At 60.9% G+C, this 18,333-nt stretch carries 16 protein-coding genes and 1 pseudogene; 16 read left to right on the top strand and 1 reads right to left on the bottom strand.

Features of this window, described 5'->3' with window-relative positions:
- The first annotated feature begins 189 nt into the window (after positions 1-189).
- The 8 genes and pseudogenes from BM132_RS04485 to BM132_RS04450 all read left to right on the top strand — a co-directional run bounded on the left by BM132_RS04485 (position 190) and on the right by BM132_RS04450 (position 8,859).
- On the top strand, positions 190-2,415 hold the full coding sequence (locus BM132_RS04485) for a type VI secretion system Vgr family protein (RefSeq protein ID WP_092453570.1): 2,226 nt from the start codon (positions 190-192) through the stop codon (positions 2,413-2,415).
- 18 nt (positions 2,416-2,433) lie between these two features.
- Positions 2,434-2,880, top strand: a complete 447-nt coding sequence (locus BM132_RS04480) for a DUF6484 domain-containing protein (RefSeq protein WP_092453568.1) — start codon at positions 2,434-2,436, stop codon at positions 2,878-2,880.
- Positions 2,881-2,895: 15 nt separating this feature from the next.
- Positions 2,896-4,008, top strand: a complete 1,113-nt coding sequence (locus BM132_RS04475; protein WP_092453566.1) for a DUF2169 family type VI secretion system accessory protein — start codon at positions 2,896-2,898, stop codon at positions 4,006-4,008.
- On the top strand, positions 4,005-5,045 hold the full coding sequence (locus BM132_RS04470; RefSeq protein WP_092453564.1) for a 3-oxoacyl-ACP synthase: 1,041 nt from the start codon (positions 4,005-4,007) through the stop codon (positions 5,043-5,045). Before BM132_RS04475 ends, BM132_RS04470 begins: the two co-directional genes overlap by 4 nt.
- Positions 5,045-5,465: pseudogene (locus tag BM132_RS04465) on the top strand (DUF4150 domain-containing protein); the annotation flags it as partial. The gene BM132_RS04470 and the pseudogene BM132_RS04465, both read left to right, overlap by 1 nt.
- Before the next feature lie 560 nt (positions 5,466-6,025).
- Positions 6,026-6,742, top strand: coding sequence for a hypothetical protein (locus tag BM132_RS04460; RefSeq protein WP_092398286.1), 717 nt, complete (start codon positions 6,026-6,028; stop codon positions 6,740-6,742).
- Entirely contained in the window at positions 6,742-8,004 is a 1,263-nt protein-coding gene (locus BM132_RS04455) for a TIGR02270 family protein (protein ID WP_092453562.1), read from the top strand. Before BM132_RS04460 ends, BM132_RS04455 begins: the two co-directional genes overlap by 1 nt.
- Positions 8,005-8,079: 75 nt before the next feature.
- Positions 8,080-8,859, top strand: a complete 780-nt coding sequence (locus BM132_RS04450) for an SDR family NAD(P)-dependent oxidoreductase (protein WP_092398282.1) — start codon at positions 8,080-8,082, stop codon at positions 8,857-8,859.
- Between the two features lie 43 nt (positions 8,860-8,902).
- Here the strand turns inward: BM132_RS04450 and BM132_RS04445 are convergent, their stop codons facing one another.
- Positions 8,903-9,784 carry a LysR family transcriptional regulator gene (locus BM132_RS04445; protein ID WP_092453560.1) on the bottom strand — a complete coding sequence of 294 codons (882 nt, stop codon included), beginning with the start codon at positions 9,782-9,784 and terminating at the stop codon, positions 8,903-8,905.
- 152 nt (positions 9,785-9,936) lie between these two features.
- On the opposite strand from BM132_RS04445, the gene BM132_RS04440 reads away from it, so the two are divergent.
- The 8 genes from BM132_RS04440 (at position 9,937) to BM132_RS04405 (ending at position 18,315) form a co-directional block, all read left to right on the top strand.
- Positions 9,937-11,151, top strand: a complete 1,215-nt coding sequence (locus tag BM132_RS04440; protein WP_092453558.1) for an MFS transporter — start codon at positions 9,937-9,939, stop codon at positions 11,149-11,151.
- A gap of 113 nt (positions 11,152-11,264) precedes the next feature.
- Positions 11,265-12,284, top strand: coding sequence for a LacI family DNA-binding transcriptional regulator (locus BM132_RS04435; protein ID WP_092453556.1), 1,020 nt, complete (start codon positions 11,265-11,267; stop codon positions 12,282-12,284).
- Positions 12,268-13,272: an ABC transporter substrate-binding protein gene (locus tag BM132_RS04430; RefSeq protein ID WP_092453554.1), complete on the top strand. Its 1,005-nt coding sequence runs from the start codon at positions 12,268-12,270 to the stop codon at positions 13,270-13,272. Before BM132_RS04435 ends, BM132_RS04430 begins: the two co-directional genes overlap by 17 nt.
- Positions 13,273-13,320: 48 nt before the next feature.
- Positions 13,321-14,142, top strand: coding sequence for an ABC transporter permease (locus BM132_RS04425; RefSeq protein ID WP_092453552.1), 822 nt, complete (start codon positions 13,321-13,323; stop codon positions 14,140-14,142).
- Complete coding sequence (locus BM132_RS04420; protein WP_092453550.1) at positions 14,139-14,933, top strand: ABC transporter permease; 795 nt, start codon at positions 14,139-14,141, stop codon at positions 14,931-14,933. The genes BM132_RS04425 and BM132_RS04420 overlap by 4 nt, the downstream gene beginning before the upstream one ends.
- Positions 14,930-15,961 (top strand): ABC transporter ATP-binding protein, encoded by a 1,032-nt coding sequence (locus BM132_RS04415; protein WP_092453548.1) that lies wholly within the window; start codon positions 14,930-14,932, stop codon positions 15,959-15,961. The genes BM132_RS04420 and BM132_RS04415 overlap by 4 nt, the downstream gene beginning before the upstream one ends.
- A 25-nt stretch (positions 15,962-15,986) precedes the next feature.
- Entirely contained in the window at positions 15,987-16,817 is an 831-nt protein-coding gene (locus BM132_RS04410) for a phosphodiesterase (protein ID WP_092453546.1), read from the top strand.
- A 178-nt stretch (positions 16,818-16,995) separates the two neighbouring features.
- Positions 16,996-18,315: an OprD family porin gene (locus BM132_RS04405; protein WP_092453544.1), complete on the top strand. Its 1,320-nt coding sequence runs from the start codon at positions 16,996-16,998 to the stop codon at positions 18,313-18,315.
- Positions 18,316-18,333: the final 18 nt, after the last annotated feature.

Genomic DNA, 18,333 nt, shown 5'->3' with positions numbered 1-18,333 from the left:
ACGTCTGCTCTGACTCAGTGCAGATCGCAGGGCCGATATGGAGATCACCTCTGTGGTGAATGTACACCGATTGTTCGACACAAGATTGTTCGACACAACGCCCCCTGCTCCCCCCTATGGCGACGACCTTGAGTACGCCGTCTTCCTTACGGCCCACTGACGCCCGAACACGAGCCAAGGAAGCCGTCGATGGCAATCACTCAAAACAACCGTTTGGTACAGGTCGACAGCCCCCTCGGCGGCGATGTCCTGGTGCTGCAGAGCATGGATGGCAGCGAAGAGTTGGGGCGGTTGTTTCACTACGAACTGGACCTTACCTCCGAAGACCGGGCGATCAAGTTCGATCAATTGCTGGGCAAACCGATGGGTCTGACCCTGGAGTTGTACAACGGAGGCAAGCGCTATTTCCACGGCATTGTCAGCAGCTGCCGGCAACTGACCGGCCACGGCCAGTTCGCGGGTTATCGGGTCAGTCTGCGACCATGGTTCTGGCTGCTCACGCGGACCTCGGACTGTCGGATTTTCCAGAACAAGACCGTGCCGGACATCATCAAGCAGGTGTTTCGCGACCTCGGTTTTTCTGATTTTGAAGACAGCCTCAGCGCCAGCTACCGTGAGTGGGAATATTGCGTTCAGTACCGCGAAAGCAGCTTCGATTTCGTCAGCCGGCTGATGGAACAGGAAGGCATCTATTACTACTTCCGCCATGAAAAGGAGCGTCATGTTCTGGTGCTGGCCGACGCCTATGGCGCTCACTCCACGCCGGCGGACTACGACGCTGTCCCCTTCTATCCACCCGATCGGCAAATGCGCGAGCGCGACCATTTCTATGACTGGCAACTGGCACGGGAAGTCCAGCCTGGTTCGCTGGCGCTGAACGACTATGACTTCCTGCGCCCACGCGCCAGCCTTGAGGTGCGCTCCAGTGTGGTACGCAACCACAGCAACGCTGACCACCCGCTTTATGACTACCCAGGCGAGTACCTGCAGAGCAACGATGGCGATCACTACGCGCGTACCCGCATCGAAGCCATCCACAGCCAGTTCGAGCGCGTGCAGTTGCGCGGCCGAGCCCGCGGGCTGGGCTCTGGTCATTTGTTCACGCTGACGGGTTATGACCGTGCGGACCAGAATCGCGAATACCTGGTGGTGGTCGCGCGCTATCAGATCCGTCAGGAAGTCTATGAAAGCGGGCAGTCAGACTCGGCTGAACAGTTCGTCAGCGAGCTGGACTGCATGGATGCCGGCCAGACCTTCCGCCCTCTCCCTCTGACGCCCATGCCCATTGTCCGTGGGCCGCAGACCGCCGTGGTGGTTGGCCCCAGTGGCGAGGAGATCTGGACCGACCAGTATGGCCGGGTCAAGGTGCATTTCCACTGGGATCGCCATGACCAATCCAACGAAAACAGTTCCTGCTGGATTCGCGTGTCCCAAGCCTGGGCTGGCAAAAACTGGGGGGCTGTGCAGATCCCGCGGATCGGTCAGGAAGTGATCGTCAGCTTCCTCGAAGGCGACCCTGACCGGCCGATCATCACCGGTCGCGTTTATAACGCCGAACAGACCGTGCCCTACAAGCTGCCCGCCAATGCCACTCAGAGTGGCGTGAAAAGTCGCTCAAGCAAGGACGGCTCACAGGCCAACTTCAATGAGATCCGCATGGAGGACAAGAAAGGCGCGGAGCAACTGTTTATCCACGCCGAGAAGAATCAGGACATCGAAGTCGAGAATGACGAGACCCATTGGGTCGGCCATGACCGCAGCAAGACCATCGACAACGACGAAACCGTGCACGTCAAACACGACCGCACAGAGACGGTGGACAACAACGAAACCATCAAAATCGGCGTCGACCGCAAGGAAACCGTCGGCAACAACGAAACCATCTCCATCGGCGTGAACCGCACCGAAGATGTGGGCAGCGACGAGAAAATCACCATCGGCGCCAACCGCACCGAAAAGGTGGGCAACAACGAGACCATCACCATAGGCGCGGACCGCACTGAAAAGGTCGGTGCCACTGAAAACATCACCATCGTCAGCGACCGCACCGAAGACGTGGGCGGTAACGAGACCATCGGCATCACCGGCAACCGCAACGAAACGGTCAAAGGCAACGAAGGGATCGAGATCAACGGCAACCAGAGTACCCAGATCGGCCAGAACGAATCCCGCGACGTCGCCCGTAACCGCACCACCAACATCAAGCAGAACGACAGCCTGGACGTTGGCAAGAACTTTGTCCTCAACGCCGGCGACTCCATCAGCCTGACCACGGGCGATGCGAGCATCACTTTGAAAAAGGACGGCACCATCATGATTCGTGGCAAGAACATCACCATCGACGGCTCCGGCGCCATCAACGTCAAGGCCAACAGGAACGTGGTGATCAAGGGACAGAAGATTTTGCAGAACTAGAACAGTGGAGATATCTCTATGACGGTTCAACAGCCCCTCCCCACCCAGGCCCGCATAGACACAGTCGTCATCGGCACCCTGCTCGATCTGCCGGACGCCAGCGCGCCCACGGTCACTTACCCAGGTTGCGCGAACAGCAGTGGCATCGTTGCACGTAACACTGCGTTGCTAAGCCCTGGGGACATCGGTTGTCAGGTGGCGTTGATGTTCGAAGGAGGCGACCCGGCCCGTCCGCTGGTGATCGGTCTTCTGCTCGGCGCGCCGGTCTCACCAGCGCCCTTCGCCAGCGTGCGCCTGGATGAGCAACGTATTGAACTGAGCGCCGAACGCGAGATCGTCCTGCGTTGCGGCAAAGCCAGCATCACCCTGACCCGCGCGGGCAAAGTGATCATCCAGGGCGCCTACCTGTCCAGCCGTTCCAGCGGGGTCAACCGCATAAAGGGTGGTTCGGTGCAAATCAACTAGACAGGTCAGCGGCCTATGGAACTGCTCAACGCCAGCAAACTGCTTGCTGCCTATACCCTGAGCCTGGGGTCCGATGGTCGCGAATCCTTGGTCGTGGTGGCCAAAGGCACGTTCAGTCTACCGCTAGACGGCCGCGCCGCGACCCTCGCAGAGACCCAGCAACCGCTGCTGATGGCCGACACCTTCCTCGGCGAGCCTGGTCTGAGCCCCCCGTTGCAGGAAATGGATTTCGCCCCGGTCAAACCATGCTGCGATGTGCTGGTGTGTGGCAAGGCCTATGCACCCGGTGGACGGCCGGTGACGCAGTTGGCCGCCGGCATTCGCGTCGGTCGGGTGAGCAAGGCTTTTTCCGTCCTCGGCCCCCGACAATGGCAACAAGGGCTCTTGGGCGTCTCTCCCGGCTTGCCGCAACCTTTTACCGAACAAAGCATCTCCTACGCCCAGGCCTATGGTGGCTCTCATCCCGTGGCGAATGCACCGCAAATGCGTGACTGCTACCCGGATAACCCAAACGGTTGCGGCTGGTACTCACGCCGCATTAATAGCTCCAACATCGTCGGCATGCCCATGCCGAACACCGAGGAACTGGGCAAGCCGATCGACAGCCCCTTTGGCGACTTCCGCCCCATGGCCCTCGGCCCACTCGGGCGTAGCTGGCCGCAACGTGTCCGCTACGCCGGTACTTATGACGATGCGTGGCTGGCCGACTGCTTTCCGTTTTTGCCAGAGGATTTCGACAACCGCTATTTTCAGGCAACGCCTGAGGATCAGCAGCTCGATTACTTGCGCGGCGGCGAAGAGGTGCTGCTGCTAAACCTCACCGCCCAGGAGCGCGCTGGCTTTCGCATTCCCAAAATGGACGTTCCGGTGACCTTTTTCCTGAAAAAAGGCGGTCATGAAACGGTGCACGCGGTGATCGATACTCTGTTGATCGACACAGACGCTCGCCAGGTGCAGTTGACCTGGCGTGTCTCTCGTGCGCTTCGACGCAACATGTTCGAGATTGCCCAAGTGCTGGTCGGCACTGCGTCCACGGGCTGGTGGCGTGCCCGTGAGCTGGGCAAGGAGTATTACCCGTCGCTCGGTGCGCTGGTCAAAGCCAGGCGTGCCCCCGAGGAAATGCCGTGATGAGCGCTCTTTGGATCATTGGCTCCGGCATGGTCAGCGCTGTCGGCCTCAGCGCACCGGCAAGCTGCGCGGCGATCCGCTGCGCCATCGACAACTTTCAGGAAACCCGCTTTATCGACAGCGGCGGCGAATGGCTGATCGCCGCCAGCGTGCCCTTGGAACAACCGTGGCTCGACCGCACCAAGCTGATCAAGATGGCCAGCCGAGCAATCGCCGAGGCACTGCAGAGCACCCCCGGGGTCGATCCACACAAAACGCCGCTGCTGCTGGGTATCGCGGAAGCCGAGCGCCCCGGCCGCCTCGCCGGTCTCGATCAGGGGTTGCTGCACGCCATCGAAGCCGAACTGGGCCTGCGTTTTCATCCCGATTCTTCCATCATCGCCCGTGGCCGGGTCAGTGCCGCCGTGGCCCTGCTCAATGCGCGCACGCTGATTCATCAGGGCGGCCATCGCCACGTGCTGATTGCCGGCGTCGACTCGTTTCTTGAGGGAGCGACCCTGGCCGCCTTCGAAGAACGCGAACGCCTGCTCACCAGTCAGAACTCCAACGGTTTTATTCCCGGCGAGGGGGCCGCCGCCGTGGTGATCGCCGCCCCCTTTGCCAGCGATCAGCCGCAATTGGCCTGCATCGGCCTGGGTTTTGGCATGGAGCCAGCCACGGTGGAGGCCGAAGATATCCCGTTGCGCGCTGAAGGCCTGACCCAGGCCATACGCGCTGCGCTGAACGAAGCGGGCTGCGGGTTGGAGCAGATGGATTATCGTCTGACTGATATTTGCGGCGAACAGTACTACTTCAAGGAAGCCTCTCTGGCCCTGAGCCGCAGCCTGCGGGTACGCAAAGAGTTCTTCCATCTCTGGCATCCCGCCGACTGCATCGGCGAAGTCGGCGCCGCCATCGGCCCGGTGATACTCGCCGTGGCACTGGCCGCCTGTCGCAAGGGCTATGGCGAAGGGCCGAACATCTTCTGCCACCTGGGCAACGACGCCGGCCAGCGCGCGGTCGCGCTACTCAGTTATCAGGCCGCGAGGGCTGCCTGATGGCCAATGAGGTTTTTGCCAACAATCGGGAGATTTCCTGCAAGGCGGGAGACGGAGTATCGATCGCCAGGTTTCCGGATGTCTGCTTCACCCCACCTCAAGCGCCGCCTACCCCGCTGGGTGTACCCATCCCCTATCCGAATACCGGTTATGCAAAAGACACGTCGCGCGGCAGCCGAACGGTCAGGATCAGTGGCAAAGAAGTCATGCTCAAAGACCAGAGCTACTTCAAAACCAGCACCGGCGACGAGGCCGGCAACGCGCCCAAGAAAGGTATAGTCACCAGCAAGATCAAGGGTAAGGTGTATTTCGTTTCATGGTCGATGGACGTCAAGTTCGAGGGGCAGAACGTCGACCGGCACCTGGACCTGACCACACACAATCATGCGTCGATGCCAGCGCAGACGCCCCCGGGCCCGACCACTGACGGCGTCGCCCAGGATTCGTCCTGCCCTCATACCAACCTCAAGCGTGACCCACCCAAGGACGAACACGAGATCAACCAGCAGGTGCGCATCAGTCGACAGAAAAAATTGCAGCAGCGCAGGGAGCAAAAGCTGGATCGAATGGTGGACAAGGCCAACAAGGCCAATAGCCCCAGTGAGAAGCAGGAGCTGTTCGAGGCGGCGCTGAAATACGACACCCTGATCAAGGGTGAGCGCTTCGAGGTAAAAGTGGCTGAGCAGACCCAAGCGAAGGAAGTGGCGGTAAAAATAACCTGCCGGGACTGCGGCCTGGTGATCCAGGAGTTCGACGTGGTGACGCGTGAGGGTGTGGTCAAGGAGTGCAAGGCGAGCTGGGGCCAAGTCGGGCTCTCACAGTTCAAGCGGGAAGAACAGTTGGCACAGCGACCGGATGTGTTTGGCCCGGGAACCGTCGTGCATGTCGCCGTCCCGAAAGGCCAGCGGAGTAACCTGGAAAAAAAGTTCGGGAAGGAAAACAAGCCACACATGTCGGGAAAGATTCAGGAGCACTAGCGTATGGCGTTTTCGTATCCGATATCGATCCACTTCCCTTCGCTACCTCAGGACAGTCTGAGAGGGAAGTTGCTGGCCGTGATCACTGCGTTGAAGACCCGACACATCATGGCCGCGAAATTGCCGGACTGTGTGTCAGAGTTGGTGGTAGACCCTGTTTCCGGCGAGTGGCTCGATACTGCCTCGATCGCGACCGACTGTGTGTCTCTGGAACAATGTCTGCAGCGGTATCGCTGGCTGAGCCTCGAGGTAGAGCTCAGGCTCGGACAGGGACGGTATTTCGCGACGCTGTGCAGTTTTCCTGATGGCGAAGGAACGGATCGCGGCGGGCTCCAGTTCAATTTCAGCGACCGTGCGTTTCCGGCAATCTTTGAGTTTGAGGACGGTACGGACGGTCAGTTCGATGCCGAGGTCAAGCGCGACTTCCTGGCAGTGTGCATGACGGTCGTGCGGCAGGTGGATGCCGAAGCATTCATCCTGCTTGCGGATCAGGGCAAGTTTCACAGCGTCTCGCTGGATGAAATCATGCAGCGCCTCACCGCGCCGCAAATGAGTCTTCACGGACGCAGACCGGGATCGATCACCGGGGTGCGCGAGCGCTATTTGTCCGCGCAACGGATGCGTGAGCTGTGGGAATTGCCCGAAGATGATCCGCGCTGTTTCAATGCGGCCGGCTATACCGTGCTGGACATGATCCAGCGGTTCGTGTGGAAGGATTGATGGACGGCGTGGTGGCTCAGACGGTCGCCCTTCACGCCGAGGAAGTCTCTTTTCTCAGCATGCTTCGCGGCTACGCCGTACGCGCCTCGCACTACGACCTGCAAGAGCTGCGCAAACTCGACCTGCGCATCGAGGCGCACATCGACGGCCTGGCCATCGCTGGCCAGGCGGGCTACGACACCTTGCTGGCCCAGATTGGACCAGACGCTGTCGGCGAGATGTTTGCCTGCGTGGTGCTGGCCTTCGAGTCGGCCGATGGGAAAATGTTGTCGTGCCTTAGCGAACACTTACGACAGGCGCCGGAAACAGAACGCGGTTATTTGATGGCCTTGGGGTGGCTCGACTGGGAGCGGGTATCGCCCTGGATCGACCGTATGCTCGCCTCTCCCTCCCCACAGTTCCGCCACCTCGGTCTGGCCGCCTGCGGCATGCATCGCCACGACCCTGGCGCCGCCCTGCTTGCCGGACTTTCCGATGCCGACCCCAGCGTGCTGGCACGGGCGACCCGTACGGCCGGCGAACTGCGCCGGCGTGACCTGCTGCCGACGATTCGTACCCATCGTCTGCATGAGAATGCGGCCGCGCGCTTCTGGGCCAACTGGGCCACCGCACAGATGGGCGACGCGCAAGCCCTGGAGCCATTGCGACAATTCGCCGAACAACCTGGCGAGTTCCAGTACCGCGCGCTCTGCGTATTGCTGGCCTGGCAGGAACGCGAACCCAGCATCGCCTGGATACGCCAGTTGGTCCAGGATCCCCGGGATCGGCGTATCGGCATCCAAGCCCTTGGGCTGCTGGGCGATCCGGTCTGTGTACCATGGTTGATCCAGCAGATGAGCGACCTGCCCTATGCCCGGGTCGCCGGTGAAGCCTTCAGTCTGATCACCGGCGCTGACCTGGCGTTGCTCGATCTGGAACTGCAGGACCTGCCCGATTTCGACGCAGGCCCGAACGATGACCCGCAAGACACCAACGTGGCGATGGACCCCGACGAAAATCTACCCTGGCCCGACCCGCAGTCAATCTCCGCTTGGTGGCAGGCCCATGGCGGCGATTTCCAGGCGGGCGTCGGTTATGTGCTGGGACACATGCAGAGCGAAGGCAGTTTTCGGCACGCCCTTGCCCAGGGCCAGCAACGCCAGCGCATCGCCGCCGCCTGCGGTATCGCCCGCTATCGACCAACCGAAGTGCTTTTCCCCACCAGCGCACCGGCCTGGCGGCAAAAGCAGTTGTTGGGGAGGACGGGGGTGTTCGGGCGTTGATCAGGGTGTTTATATAGCTCAAACGCAACTCAGGCTCCGACACCTGATCATTACTTACACCCCTCTGGAGGCTCCATGCCAAACGCAACCGGACAGAACCCTGTGGCCCTTGTCAGTGGGGTTGGAAGTGAGATTGGGATCGGCATGGCCATCGCCCGCAGACTGGGTACTGCAGGTGCCAGACTGATCGTCACCGCCAGCAGTGCGCGAATCAATGATCGAGTCGCAGAACTGCGTGCCGAAGGATTCGAAGTTCAAGGGCGGGCCGTCGATCTTACCGATGAGCATCAGGTGCGTGAGTTTATTCTATGGGCAGAGTCTCTCTGGGGGCAGATCGATATTCTGGTCAACAACGCGGGCATGGCCATGCAAGGAAGCCCGGAGTTTTTTTCCGACTTGGAAACCATGGATCTGCATACCTGGAACCTTACCCTGGCGCGAAATCTGACCACGGCTTTTCTGCTTACACAGGGCGTTCTGTCCGGCATGCGGGCGCGTCATTACGGGCGCATCGTAAACATCAGTTCCACGACCGGCACCCGCTGCAGTAACCCCGGTGAAGCGGCTTACAGCGCCGCAAAGGCGGCGATGGTTGGAATGAGCATGAGCCTGGCGCTTGAAGTCGCCCAGCAAGGGATCACCGTAAACAGCGTCGCGCCCGGCTGGATCACCACAGGGTCGACCACTGCCGAGGAAGCCAAGGCGGCCGGTTACACACCGATGGGCCGGGCCGGACGTCCCGAAGAGGTGGCCGCAGTGGTTGCTTTCCTTGCGTCCTCAGAGGCGAGCTACCTCACTGGCGAAGTCATCGTGGTGGATGGCGGAAACTGTTTGGTCGAGAACAAAGCCCCTTGAGCTGAACAGGCTCCCACAGGGGTTGGGACATATCGCCAGTGAGTCACTGGAACAATTCGCTGCTCATGAAATCAATGAACACCCGCAGTTTCGGCGCCAGGTGCTTGCTTGAAGGCCAGAGCATGCGGAAGGTGCTCTGATGCCGATTGAACTCGTCGAGGACGGTAACCAGCTCACCGGCGGCGATGGCAGCGCGCACGGTGAAATCCGGCACGCAGGCAATCCCCAATGCATCGCGCACGACGTACAGCAACGCTTCGGTGGTGTTGCAGACCAGGGTGGCCGGCAGGTTGAGATCGGACTGCCCTTCCCCGTTCACCGGCCAGACCTGCAGCCTGCCCGTGCTGGGGAATTTGTACAGCAGGCAGGCGTGGCGCAGCAGATCCGCCGGCACCTGCGGTGTGCCGCGCTCGGCGAAGTACCGGGGCGAACCGACCACGACGAGCTTGAACGCACCTAACGGGCGGGACATCAGCCGGGAGTCGTTTGGCTCTCCGGTCCGAATGACGGCATCAAAACCTTCCTCAATGATGTCCACCAGCCTGTCGGAGAAATCCAGGTCCAGTTCGATACTGGGGTAGCGGCGCATGAAGGCCATCAGCGTCGGCATGACCAAATCTGCAACCAGGGGCAAGCTCACGCGCAGTTTGCCCCTCGGCGCTTTGCGGGTTTCCGACAGTTCCAGTTCGGCCGCTTCGATTTCACAGAGAATGCGTCGGCAACGTTCAAGGAAAAGCGTCCCTTCTGCCGTCAGCGTGATACTGCGCGTGCTGCGATGAAACAGCCGCACCCCCAGTCTTTCCTCGAGCCGGGCCACGCTTTTGCCCACCGCCGAAGACGAAATGCCTAGCGCCCTGCCCGCCTCTGAAAAGCTGCGGGTTTCGGCCGCGCGAACAAAAAAATCAATCCCGCTCAGTGATTCCACGCCAGGCTCCCATTGCGGACATTTTTTCCGATGTGTTGCGCACTCTAGCATTCTTGTCTCACTAAAGAGCGGCACTTACCGTAGTGGACACCTATCAATCTGCGCTTGACGCCGCTATCCGGCGGGTCAGAAGCGCACCAAGCAGGTGACACATGACGATTGCCAATACCCATATCGACGACGATGCCGAGGTCGTTCAACACGCTGCGCCGCTCCCCATCGGATCACTGTTCGCCCTCGCGCTGGCGGCGTTCGTGACCATTCTCACCGAAGCCTTGCCCGCCGGCCTTCTCTCACAGATCAGCGAAGGGCTGGCGATCTCCGAAGCCCTCGCCGGCCAGTTGGTCACGGTCTATGCGATAGGTTCCTTGCTGGCGGCCATTCCCTTGACGGCCGCGACCCAAGGCATGCGGCGCCGGTCGCTGTTGCTGCTGGCCATCGCCGGTTTTGCCGTTGCCAATACGGTCACGACGCTTTCGTCCCATTATGGCTTGACGATCATTGCCCGCTTGCTGGGTGGCGTATCGGCCGGGCTGCTCTGGGCCTTGTTGGCCGGTTATGCCGCCCGCATGGTGCCCGAGAGCCAGAAAGGTCGGGCGATTGCGATTGCCATGGTTGGCGCACCCTTGGCGTTATCCCTGGGCGTACCGGCCGGCACCTTGCTCGGTAATTTGATCGGGTGGCGGATGAGCTTCGCCATCATGAGTTTGTTCGCCGTCGCCTTGATGGTCTGGGTGAGACTCAAAGTGCCTGACTTTCCCGGGCAAACCACCGACAAACGCGTTGCCTTGCGCCACGTCTTCACCCTGCCAGGCGTTCGCTCGGTGCTGTTTGTGGTGTTGGCCTTTGTCTTGGCGCACAACATTCTCTTTACCTATATCGCGCCGTTCCTGATGGCGGCGGGCCTGGGCGAGCGGATCGACCTGGTGCTGCTGGTCTTTGGGGTCGCCTCGTTGCTGGGCATCTGGGTCGTCGGCGTGTTGATTGATCGCCATCTACGGGTATTGACCCTTGCCAGCACGGCACTGTTCGCCATCTCGGCCCTGACACTGGGCGCCATGAGCGACAGCCCTGCTGCGATCTACATCGCAGCGGCGGCCTGGGGAGTCGCTTTTGGCGGGGCCGGGACGTTGTTCCAAACGGCAATCGCCAAAACGGCCGGAGACGCGGCCGATCTCGCCCAGTCGATGCTGGTCACGGCCTGGAACGTCGCCATTGCCGGCGGCGGGATCGTGGGGGGCATCCTGCTCGATCATCTGGGTGTCGTTGCGTTTGCGCCTGTGCTGGTCGCGCTCTTGCTGCTGACGTTGGCAGTGGTGTGGTCCGCCAGGCAGTACGGGTTTACAACAAGCATGCGCCCCGGATAGCTCTCAACGATAGATATCAGCAACTGACATCAAATCGTCATCACTGCGTCGCCGAAACGCCATACACCCTCAGTAATGTCCACGCCAATGAGATCGATCTCAAGCGAGTGACAATGACTGATTTGAAAGAAGTTGCACGGCTGGCAGGGGTTTCGCGGGCGACCGCGGCGCGAGCCTTTGCCTCCCCTGAAGTGGTCCGTCCGACCACCCGGGAACAGGTCTTCGCCGCAGCGCGCCAGCTGGGTTTCCGGCCTAACCGTCTTGGTCGCCAACTGCGCCTGCAAGTGACCAAGCTGATCGGTGTCGTGGTGCCCAACCTGCTCAATCCGGTGTTCGCCGAGCAGTTTCAGGCGATGGAGCGCGCTGCGCGTGCCCACGGATATAACCTGTTGTTAGCAACCACCGACTACAACAGCGAGCGCGAAAGCGCGGTCGTCGAGGAGTTGTTACGCCAGCGCGTCGATGGGCTGGTCCTCACGGTGACCGACGCCGAGAGCAACCGGGTGCTGCAAAGCCTGGACAGTGAGGACACGCCCTTTGTGCTGGCTTATCACCAGCCGGGTAATCCGGATTACAGCGCGGTGTCGGTGGACAACCGCGCAGGCATGGCGCTCGCCACCCGTTATCTGCTGGAGGCTGGACACACTCGAATCGGCATGGTCGCCGGCCCTGCCCTGCAGTCCGACCGTGCTCGCCTGCGTTATGCCGGTTATTGCGAGGCAATGCGTGGAGCCGCCCTCGCCAGCCTGCCGGTGATTGAAATGCCCGCCCATACCCAGGCTGACTTCGCCGCCATCGAGCCGCTATTGCATGGCCCCCAGGCGCTCAGTGCACTGGTCTGTTCCAACGATTTGCTGGCCATTAGCTTGATCGCCGAACTGCGCCGCAACGGCTGGCAAGTGCCCCGGCAACTCTCGGTCATTGGCTTTGACGGCATCGCCCTCGGCACCCAAATGCACCCGACGCTGTGCAGTGTTGTTCAGCCCATCGAGGCACTGGCCTGCACCGTGATTGATCAATTGTTGGCGCAGATTGCTGGCGCCACCCCGGTTTCCCATTGCCTGCCTTGTCATATCCGGCCGGGCGAAAGCACTCAACCCTACGAGGAGACGCTTGATGATCCACTTGCGTAAAACCCTGGCGACACTGCTGTTATGCGGCGCGGCCAGCCTGGCCCACGCCGGCGAAACGGCCATTTGCTACAACTGTCCACCCGAATGGGCCGACTGGGGCACGCAGCTCAAGGCGATTGCCGATACCACTGGCGTGCAGGTTCCGCTGGACAACAAGAACTCCGGACAGTCATTGGCGCAACTGGTCGCCGAGAAGGCCGCACCGGTGGCGGACGTGGTGTATTACGGCGTGACGTTCGGTTTGCAGGCGCAAAAAGCCGGGGTGGTCGGCACGTACAAACCCAAGGGTTGGGAGCAGATCCCGGCGGGTTTGAAGGACCCCGAGGGGCATTGGTTTGCCATTCACTCCGGCACCCTGGGCATCATGGTCAACGTCGATGCGCTGGGCGGCCTGCCCGTACCGCAAAGCTGGGCCGACCTGCTCAAGCCTGAGTACAAAGGCATGGTTGGCTACCTTGACCCGTCCAGTGCTTTTGTCGGTTACGTCTCGGCGGTAGCGATCAACCAGGCCATGGGCGGCAATCTGGATAACTTCGCCCCCGCCATCGACTACTTCAAAAAGCTGGCGAAAAACTCGCCGATCGTGCCCAAGCAAACGGCTTATGCGCGGGTGCTGTCCGGTGAGTTGCCGATTCTGGTGGACTACGACTTCAACGCCTATCGGGCTCGTTACAAAGACAACGCCAACGTCGCCTTTGTGATTCCCAAGGAAGGCAGCATCAGCGTGCCTTACGTGATGAGCATTGTCGACAACGCCCCCCATCGGGCCAACGCCGAGAAAGTCCTGGATTTTGTTTTGTCCGAGCAAGGCCAGGCGCTCTGGGCCAAGGCGTACCTGCGGCCGGTGCGGGCAATGAAAATGCCGGCCGACGTCGCCGCGCAGTTCTTGCCCGACAGCGATTACGCCCGGGCCGGCGTGGTCAACTACGAGCAGATGGCCGCGGCGCAGGAAGCCTTTTCCGCACGTTATCTGAGCGAGGTCAAGTAAGTGACCGTCTCGGCAGTAAAAGCCCGGAACGTACTGTCGGGCTGGGCCATGGTGCCGCGCTTACGGCCGACCGCTGCCTGGGCGCTTGCGCCCGCGGCGGCGGTGCTGTTCGCCTTCTGGTTGTTGCCGCTGGCACACCTGGTCTTGCTCGGTGGGCAACGTCGCGATGGCAGCGACAGCGGCTATTGGCAGGTGCTGAGCAGCGCGCAATACCTGGGCAGTCTGGCGCAAACCTGCCTGCTGGCTCTGGCAACGACCCTCGCGGCGCTGTTGGTGGGCGGCTTCAGTGGTTTTTTTCTCAGTCGCCAGCGTTTCTTCGGCCGTTCGGTACTTGTCGCTTTGTTGACCTTCCCGCTGGCATTTCCCGGCGTCGTCGTTGGTTTCCTGGTGATCCTGCTGGCCGGCCGCCAAGGCTTGTTCGCCACCCTGGGTCTGGCCCTGGTGGGTGAGCGCTGGATTTTCGCCTACTCGTTGATGGGGTTGTGCATCGGCTACCTGTACTTCTCGATTCCGCGGGTGATCCTTACGGTGATGGCTGCTTGTGAGAGCCTGGATCGCAGCCTGGAAGAGGCCGCTCGTTCACTGGGGGCCAATCATTGGCGTGTGCTCTGTGACGTCATTGTCCCCGGCCTGGCGCCGGCATTGGTCTCCTGCGGGGCGATCTGCTTTGCCACCTCCATGGGCGCGTTCGGTACCGCCTTCACCCTGGGTACCCGGCTCAACGTGACGCCGGTGGCGATCTACAACGTGTTTACCAACTACGCCAATTTCGCCGTGGCCGCTGCGCTGTCGGTGGTGTTGGGGCTGGTGACCTGGGCGGTCCTGTTGCTGGCCCGGCGGCTGGCCAAAGATTCGAGGACAGTCTTGTGAGACGTTCAACGCTGTTTGTCGGGCAACTGGCGTTTACCCTGCTGGTGTGCGCATTCATGTTGGTGCCGGTGGTGATGTCACTGCTGGCCGGGCTGACGCGAAATTACTTCCAGGGGCTGTCCAGCGGCCTGACGTTCGATTGGCTGGTGCAAGTCTGGCAGGCGTATTCGTCGACGGTCTGGCTGTCCCTGCAGTTGGCCGTCGCCTGTGCGCTGTGTGTCTGTGTGGTGGGGGTGCCGGCGGCATACGCACTGGTACGGATGAACAACCGCTTCAGCCGCGCGTTCGAGGAACTGATGGTGTTGCCGGTGGCGATGCCCGGCCTGGCCAGTGCCTTGGCATTGCTGCTCACCTATGGTCAGTTCGGCGGGTTTCGCAGCAGTTGGTTATTCATTCTCGTCGGCCATGTGCTGTTCACCCTGCCCTTTCTGGTGCGCCCGGTGATGGCGGTGATGCAACGCCAGCACCTGCCGGTCCTGGAAGAAGCCGCCGCCAGCCTGGGTGCCGGGCCGATCCGGCGCTTCTTCAGCGTGGTGGTGCCCAACTGTCGGGCGGGGATTCTCGCCGGGGTCTTGATGGTCGTCACCCTGTCGTTGGGTGAGTTCAACCTGACCTGGATGCTCCACACCCCGATGACCAAAACCTTGCCTGTGGGCCTGGCCGACAGCTATGCCTCGGCCAGGCTGGAAGTCGCCAGCGCCTACACCCTTATATTCCTGTTGATGATTGTGCCGCTGCTTGTTGCGTTGCAGGCCATCAGCGCGCGCCTTTCCCGTGGAGCAAATCGATGAGCGGAACCACTATTCGCCTGAAGGGTTGTCGCAAGGCGTTCTCTGACGGCACCGTTGCCGTACATGACCTGGACCTGAGCATTGAGGCTGGAGAAACCCTGGCGATCCTCGGCCCGTCCGGTTGCGGTAAGACCACCACCCTGCGCCTGATCGCAGGCCTTGAGCGTCCGGACGTGGGCCAGGTATTTTTTGGCGACAGTGACGTCACCCGCCTCCCCATCGAACGTCGCGACGTGGGCATGGTGTTCCAGAACTATGCGCTGTTTCCCAACCTGGATGTGGCCGGCAACATTGTTTACGGCCTGAAAGTTCGCGGTGTGTCCCCCGCCGAGCGCACCAAGCGCTGTTCGGAGTTGCTGGAACTTGTCGGCTTACAGGATCACGGCAAGCGCAGTATTCACGAATTGTCCGGCGGCCAGCGCCAACGGGTCGCCCTCGCCCGCGCCCTGGCACCCAGGCCCCGGGTGTTGTTGCTCGACGAGCCGTTGGCGGCGCTGGATGCGCAGTTACGTGAACGCCTGCGCAGCGAGTTGGCCCAGTTGCTACGCGGCCTGGGCATTACCGCTGTGTTCGTCACCCACGATCAGGGCGAAGCCATGGCGCTGGGAGATCGCATCCTGGTCATGGAGCACGGCCGCGTCGCGCAACTGGCCAGCCCGCGGGACATCTATCAGCAGCCTGCCAACGCTTTCGTCGCTCGTTTTGTCGGCAATCTCAATGCTTTTTCGGTGATCGAGCACACGCCCCATGGCTTGAAGGTCAGTGGCGGTGAGTTGCCATGGAATGGCGCCGACCTGCCCGCCACGGTCTATTGCCGCCCCGAGCATTTGCGGGTGATGGACAGCGAAGGCCATCTGCACGGGCGTCTGGTGGGCCAGTTTTTCCAGGGGGCTCAAAGCCGTCTGCTGGTGGATGTGGGGGCGGCTCAACCTTTGCTGGTGGACAGCACCGATAGCGCTATCCACGCCCCCGGTGCCCTGATTGCCCTGGCCGTCGAGCCACAAGTGCTGTTCACCCTGTCATCGTGATCTTTGTGTTTTCAGAGGCCTTATTTTGAATCATCCGTTTCTCATCGCGCAGATCAGTGATCTGCACCTTAAAGCCGGGCAAAAACTGACTTACGGCGTTGTCGATACCCTCGCTGCGTTGCGTCGTGCGGTTGATCATTTGAACACCCTGGTGCCGCGTCCCGACATCGTGGTGGTCAGTGGCGACCTGGTGGACTTCGGCCGCCCTGATGAATATGCCGCGCTGCACCCTGAACTGGCGCGCCTGCACATGCCTTGCTACCTGGTGCCTGGTAACCACGACAATCGCGAGCATTTGCGGGCGGCATTTGCCGACCACCGCTACCTGCCGATACGGGCTGACGCCCCCCTGGACTGGGTGGTGGAGGAGCATCCGATACGCCTTATTGGCCTGGACACCACCATTCCCGGCGCCCATGGCGGTCAGCTTCTGGACAGCCAGTTGCGCTGGCTCGATGAACAACTGGCCTGCCGCCCCGATGCGCCGACGCTATTGGTGCTGCATCACCCGCCGTTTGTAAGCGGTATTGGCCATATGGACCGTGAACCCTTCATCAACGCGGCGGCACTGGAGCAGGTCATCGCCCGACACCCGCAGGTGGAGCGCTTGCTGTGCGGGCATTTGCATCGGCCGATGCAACGGCGTTTCGGCGGCAGCCTGAGCTGCGTGTGCCCCGGCACCTCACATCAAATCGTCCTGGATCTACAGCCAGCCGCTCCCGCGCATTTCAATCTGGAACCGCCGGGGTATCTGCTGCACCACTGGCAGGGGCAGGCACTGGTGACCCATAACGGCGTATTTGGCGAGTATCCCGGACCGTATCCGTTTTATGACGCTCATGGATTGATCGACTGATAACCCAGGGACTTTCACTGACGGCTTGCTTTGGAGATTTAATCCCTACCCCACTCTATTCATTGAAGATTTTCTAACGAGTTATTGAACGCATCGGCCAATCATGTGATCGGCCGAGGGCTTCCTGCTGCCTTTTCACTGTGCCCGGAACAGAGGTTCCGCGCTGGAGTTCGTCCTGATGAAAACGCTATTCAACGTACTGAGTTTATTAACCGGCGGCGTGAGTATTGTCCTGAGTCCGTTGGCGTCTGCTGATTTTGTCAGCGACAGTAAGGCCAACTTGAACTTGCGCAATTTCTACTTCAACAACGATAACCGTGACGGTTCCGCCGCGCCCTCGAAGACTGAGGAATGGGGCCAGGCCTTCATGCTCAATTATCAGTCCGGGTTTACCGACGGCACTGTGGGGTTTGGTCTGGATGCCATCGGCCTGCTGGGTTTGAAACTCGACAGTGGCGCAGGTCGCCATGTGGGCAGTTCGATGTTTCCCAACGACGGTGACAAGGCTGCCGACCAATGGGCTCGTCTCGGCGCAACGGCGAAGATGCGCGTCTCCAAGACCGAACTGCGCTACGGCACCTTGCAACCGAAGCTGCCGATCCTGGTGTCCAACGATGGCCGTCTGTTGCCGCAAACGTTCGAAGGTGGCCAAGTCACCAGCAATGAAATCGACAACCTGACGTTCACCGCCGGCCAACTGGAACACGCCACCGGGCGTGCATCGAGTGACCGCGCCGGGCTGGCCGTTGCGGGCGGCAGCCAGGAAAGCAATAAATTTACCTTTGCCGGTGGCGACTACAAGCTGACCAAGGATCTGACTGCACAGTATTACTACGCCAATCTCGAAGACTATTACCAACAGCACTTCGCCGGTTTGTTGCATGTGTTGCCGCTGGGCGAATACGGCTCGCTGAAAACCGACTTGCGCTACTTCAAGACCACCTCCGACGGCAAGAACAGCAGCGCCGCCGGTCGCGCCAGTGGTTACAAACTGGGCGGCTACACCAAGGACGGTAGCGGCGAAATCGACAACGATACCTGGAGCGCGGCGTTCATTTACTCGCTGGGTGGTCATGCCATTACCGCCGGCTATCAAAGCGTGTCTGAAGACAGCAACTTTGCCCAACTCAACCAGGGTGGCCTGGTGGGTAAAGGCGAAGCCGGCGCCAGCCTTTATCTCTACACCGACCGGACTATTCAGACGTTCATCCAGGCGGGTGAGCGCACGGCATTCGCCCAGTATGCCTACGACTTCGCAGCGCTTGGCGTTCCGGGCTTGAAGGCGTCGGTGATGTACCTCAAGGGCGACAATATCCAGACCGCCAGCGGCCAGGACGCCAGTGAGTGGGAGCGCGATATCTCCCTGGACTATGTGATCCAGAGCGGTACGTTGAAAAACCTGGGTTTTGGCTGGCGCAACGCGATGTCCCGAAGTGAAGTCGCCCGCGACCAGGACCAGAATCGCCTGATCGTGAGTTACAGCATTCCCCTGATGTAAGCGTCCAGCGCCATTCAG

The organism is Pseudomonas sp. NFACC45, assembly GCF_900113505.1.
Lineage (GTDB): Bacteria > Pseudomonadota > Gammaproteobacteria > Pseudomonadales > Pseudomonadaceae > Aquipseudomonas > Aquipseudomonas tehranensis.
The sequence above is the reverse complement of the archived record's forward strand: the minus strand, read 5'-3'. Positions and strand labels throughout refer to the sequence as shown.

Coding starts and splice junctions, on each gene's coding strand:
- BM132_RS04430 (WP_092453554.1), top strand. CDS start 12,268: ATGATCCACTTGCGTAAAACCCTGGCGACACTGCTGTTATGCGGCGCG.
- BM132_RS04435 (WP_092453556.1), top strand. CDS start 11,265: ATGACTGATTTGAAAGAAGTTGCACGGCTGGCAGGGGTTTCGCGGGCG.
- BM132_RS04475 (WP_092453566.1), top strand. CDS start 2,896: ATGGAACTGCTCAACGCCAGCAAACTGCTTGCTGCCTATACCCTGAGC.
- BM132_RS04455 (WP_092453562.1), top strand. CDS start 6,742: ATGGACGGCGTGGTGGCTCAGACGGTCGCCCTTCACGCCGAGGAAGTC.
- BM132_RS04405 (WP_092453544.1), top strand. CDS start 16,996: ATGAAAACGCTATTCAACGTACTGAGTTTATTAACCGGCGGCGTGAGT.
- BM132_RS04425 (WP_092453552.1), top strand. CDS start 13,321: ATGGTGCCGCGCTTACGGCCGACCGCTGCCTGGGCGCTTGCGCCCGCG.
- BM132_RS04450 (WP_092398282.1), top strand. CDS start 8,080: ATGCCAAACGCAACCGGACAGAACCCTGTGGCCCTTGTCAGTGGGGTT.
- BM132_RS04480 (WP_092453568.1), top strand. CDS start 2,434: ATGACGGTTCAACAGCCCCTCCCCACCCAGGCCCGCATAGACACAGTC.
- BM132_RS04460 (WP_092398286.1), top strand. CDS start 6,026: ATGGCGTTTTCGTATCCGATATCGATCCACTTCCCTTCGCTACCTCAG.
- BM132_RS04415 (WP_092453548.1), top strand. CDS start 14,930: ATGAGCGGAACCACTATTCGCCTGAAGGGTTGTCGCAAGGCGTTCTCT.
- BM132_RS04440 (WP_092453558.1), top strand. CDS start 9,937: ATGACGATTGCCAATACCCATATCGACGACGATGCCGAGGTCGTTCAA.
- BM132_RS04485 (WP_092453570.1), top strand. CDS start 190: ATGGCAATCACTCAAAACAACCGTTTGGTACAGGTCGACAGCCCCCTC.